The sequence below is a fragment of the Microcystis sp. M49636_WE2 genome (assembly GCF_030065375.1).
In the GTDB taxonomy this organism is placed as follows: Bacteria; Cyanobacteriota; Cyanobacteriia; order Cyanobacteriales; family Microcystaceae; genus Microcystis; species Microcystis aeruginosa_C.
In genome coordinates this window covers 1-3,696 of record NZ_JASJFG010000774.1, presented here as the reverse complement: position 1 = coordinate 3,696, position 3,696 = coordinate 1, and the positions used below count along the sequence as shown (strand labels likewise).

Annotated in this window: 3 protein-coding genes and 3 pseudogenes; 1 reads left to right on the top strand and 5 read right to left on the bottom strand. The window is 46.7% G+C overall.

The window, feature by feature from the left end; translation table 11 throughout:
* A pseudogene (locus PX484_RS17815) lies at window positions 1-265 on the top strand (molecular chaperone DnaJ); the annotation flags it as partial.
* A 268-nt stretch (window positions 266-533) separates the two neighbouring features.
* Here PX484_RS17815 and PX484_RS17810 read toward each other — a convergent pair.
* The 5 genes and pseudogenes from PX484_RS17810 to PX484_RS17795 all read right to left on the bottom strand — a co-directional run.
* On the bottom strand, window positions 534-770 hold the full coding sequence (locus tag PX484_RS17810) for a ribbon-helix-helix protein, CopG family (RefSeq protein ID WP_287767723.1): 237 nt from the start codon (window positions 768-770) through the stop codon (window positions 534-536).
* Window positions 771-1,248: 478 nt separating this feature from the next.
* Window positions 1,249-2,295, bottom strand: a complete 1,047-nt coding sequence (locus PX484_RS26095; RefSeq protein ID WP_409786561.1) for a formylglycine-generating enzyme family protein — start codon at window positions 2,293-2,295, stop codon at window positions 1,249-1,251.
* 123 nt (window positions 2,296-2,418) lie between these two features.
* Window positions 2,419-3,129: pseudogene (locus tag PX484_RS26090) on the bottom strand (caspase family protein); the annotation flags it as partial.
* Complete coding sequence (locus PX484_RS17800) at window positions 3,122-3,496, bottom strand: Pepco domain-containing protein (RefSeq protein ID WP_287767726.1); 375 nt, start codon at window positions 3,494-3,496, stop codon at window positions 3,122-3,124. The gene PX484_RS17800 and the pseudogene PX484_RS26090, both read right to left, overlap by 8 nt.
* Window positions 3,497-3,571: 75 nt before the next feature.
* Window positions 3,572-3,696: pseudogene (locus PX484_RS17795) on the bottom strand (NUDIX hydrolase); the annotation flags it as partial.

Here is a 3,696-nt window from a genome sequence, read left to right as displayed (position 1 = left end):
GCGAAATACCCCGGAAGGCGAGATGGTGAGGGCCAGTCGCGCTTGTGAGAAGGATGGCATCGACCCGATTGAGCAAATGCTAGAGGAGATGAAATTACAAGTTCAATCCACCGAAAAAATCTATAATTTTGTCCGTGACTTTCGCGATAAAAAGATAACGGTTAAAGAGTTTCTGCGCGGACCGGTCAGGATGGGCAGAAGCCCGGAAGAGATGGAAGACATTCTTGATCAACTTCTGGAGCAACTTCGCGGAATCAGCCGTTAAAGAGAGAAAGCCAATATTTAGGGTTTGCGGCAAAAAGTTTCTTGTGGGGGCAGGGTGTGGGGTTTTGCCTAATTTTTAAATCCGTTGAGTAATGCACAGAAAACGGGTTTCTCCGAGAAACCCGTTTTCTACTCATGCAAAAGACAAAAGGGGGAATAAATAATCAGTTTTCAATAACCAGATTTAGTATGATTTTTGATCTGCCCTAGAGTGTTGCTATCACCTTTGACAAAATCACTAATCGTACAAGTATCGAGCAAAACCAGCACTAAATCACCTCATCTTCTCTAGGTGGGGAAAGTTCCTCTCTATAAGCTTCAAAAATAATACCATCACTTATACCTTGAAAATTAAGGATAGTTGACGACCATTGAGACTGTTCTTTTGTGGTAATTAAAAGCTGTATTGCTTCTCGAATCAAAGCATTCTGGGATTTGCCTGTAGAGTGAGATAAAGCCTGTAGTTGCTGACTTAATTCATCTTCCAGATAAAGATTGAAGTTCATAACTTAAATTAAGCAAATAAGTAGCTGGTTATAATTAAATGAAAAATGGACTTTAGGTTCGATCCCCCCTGCCCCCCTTGATAAGGGGGGTGCCGGTAGGCGGGGGGATCCCCCTTGATAAGGGGGGTGCCGGTAGGCGGGGGGATCCCCCTTGATAAGGGGGCATCTGATAATTTTTAACGCCTACCTACTTATCAATTAACTTTATTATAACAGGATAACTTCTTTCTTTTCTGGGCTGAGATATTTATCAGCGTTTACTATTCTAATAGCAAACTGACCAGCTTTTTGAGCAACTTTACTGCCCATAATATAACACCACCTTCCCAACTGATAACCGATAATTCTTTCATTGCCTTAATAAAATTTAACATTAACGCCATTTTCTCAAAAAAATCGACCCGCCTAAGGGCGGGAAAGAAAAGAAAAAAGAAAAAATAGGGAATAAGGGTAAAAAGGGAAAAAAAGGGAAAAAGGGTTACAGAGTCCTCCCAGCCCCGCACACCACCCGAAAACCGAATTCGTAGTAGTAGACGCGGCGGGGGAGGTCGAAGCGGTAAGCGGAACGGCAGGCAGGATTGAAGGACCAAGAACCGCCCCGCAGAGAAGAACAATTATCATCCCCATTTTCTGTCCAGACACTGCCATCCGTCGGCGCACCATGATAATTATCATGCCAAGTATCGGCGCACCATTCCCAGACATTGCCGTGCATATCGTACAGTCCAAAGGCATTGGGGGGAAATTGTCCCACAGGAGTCGTTTGTCGTCGATATTCTCCGTTCGGTTCATCGGCGTAGGTTTCGCCGGACTTGTAGTTGGCCAATTCCCCGGTAATGGTTTCCCCAAAGTAAAATGGGGTGGTGGTTCCAGCACGACAAGCGTACTCCCATTCCGCCTCACTCGGTAGTCGGTATTCCCTTCCGGTCAGCTTTGATAATCTTGCACAGAACTCGATCGCATGGTCCCAGTTGACTTTTTCCACGGGCCGGCGATCGCTATCGGGACGGTCTTTAAAATGGGCCGGGTTGAGATCAAGGTCTTGTTTAACTTTTAAATCGGTACGAGAGGCGATCGCTTTCCACTGGGCCTGGGTGATGGGATATTTACCTATAAAGAAGGGTGGGACAGTTACTTCATGTTGTGGTCTTTCCTTTCTAAATCCTTCCCAACCAAATTTTTTTACCAGTCTTTCGATTTCCTCGTCTTCTGTTCCCATCGTGAATGTACCCCCCGGGATGGCGACCATTTCTAGGGTGATGCCGTTGCCCAAATCTTGGGCGAAATATTGGGACTGCTTCGACTCTTTTTTGATTTGCTCACCCTTCGCATTTACTCGCACCACCTCAAAGTTAAATACCTTGAGTCCAATTTCTTGAGAAGGTTTAGGGGTCGATGACCTATTTCCCTCGGACCCCGTGACGTATTCGCGACGCGTAAAAAGAATCGAAGACTGTCTTAGAGCGATGCGCTTGATAGCTTCGATCGCATCTAAATCGCCACGAGATGCTCCTAAGACACGAATCCATAACTGTTCAGCTAAGTCAAGGTCGCCCCTATTTTCTGCTAAGGAAGCTTGATACTTTAGGGGTTGCACGTCCCTAAGCGTGGCAACTTGTTCTAACAAAATAAAATAGAGCTTGTGGGGCGGTTCTGCTTTTAGATAGGGATTCTGTCTCGGTTTCCCATATCTAGCGTTAGTTTGCTCGACTTGACGGCGCAGATATTCGTCTAAACGCTCGACCGTAGCACAATTGGCTTCTCCTCGCCGCCGCAATCCTTCCAGCAGCCCATGAGTAAATGAGCCTTGTTGCAACTCATCGATCTCCCAAGATTGCTGATTGGCAGTACAGGAATAAAAGGTTATGACTCCCTGATGCTCCTCTTCTCCAATGCCCAGACCGCCTCGGCTGTCCTCATCTCGACAGGCATCTAACAATAGTACGACGTTATCCGCCCCAGACCGCCGCAGCCGCTCGGTGACATAATCCACCGATACAGCCGTTTCTCTTACATTGCCCGGATCACTATCTGGCAGCATCAGATAGTCTTTGTCTTGATAGCGCCTGCCATGACCAGCAAAGAAAAACCAGAGATTGTCTCCAGACTTAAGCAGGGGAGTCTCGAACTGCTTCTGAAGAAACCGCTTGAGACGACCGTAGGTTGGCTGCGTGGGAATGGGGGGACTAGCAGGAATGGGTGGAGAATCTTCGGTAAAGAGAAATATCCCACTGTGATCGAATCCTCCCTCCCCTTCACACCAAGCTTTGATCGCTTCCGCGTCTTTCTTGGCGTATTTCAGTGGCTTGAGGTTGTCATACTCGTTGATGCCGATCGCTATCACCCAGTTTTTAGCCATCTTTTCTCTTGAACTTAAATGTCATCGCTCCTTTCCCTCCTGCTTTGCCCCCGATCCCAAACAGGCTAACTTGTCCTTCCCCATTAATTTCTACAGACAGTTCCACTTCATCGAGCCGGATTTTAGCGCCTGGAGGATCGGCTTCATTGAGCATTTCCCGCATCGCTTTGAGAAAGCCCTGCATTTCTAGCTTCAGTTTGGACACATCCACTTGACTTCTTTCGGTGGCCGCAACTTCGGGCGATTTTTCCTTTCCTTCAAGCCTTCCCCCGGTATCACGGCTACTTCTAGCGCCGGTGGGCGTTTTTTGAAGATCATCACCCGTAATAATCCATATTTTGCTGGGAGTCGCGATATCTTCGGTCATTGTGTTGATTTCCCCTAAATGTTATCTCACTTGCCTTTAACCAAACATTCTAACTCCACTATCTTTCCCTCGACATCAAGCCACTACAGTGGCACCCCTGAGATAATCTTCTAGTTGGCGATCATTGTCGTGACTGAGATTGCCTAGAGGTAAAGTTTCGACGCTAAAAGCTCTCACCTCGCTAACTTCTAATGTATCTT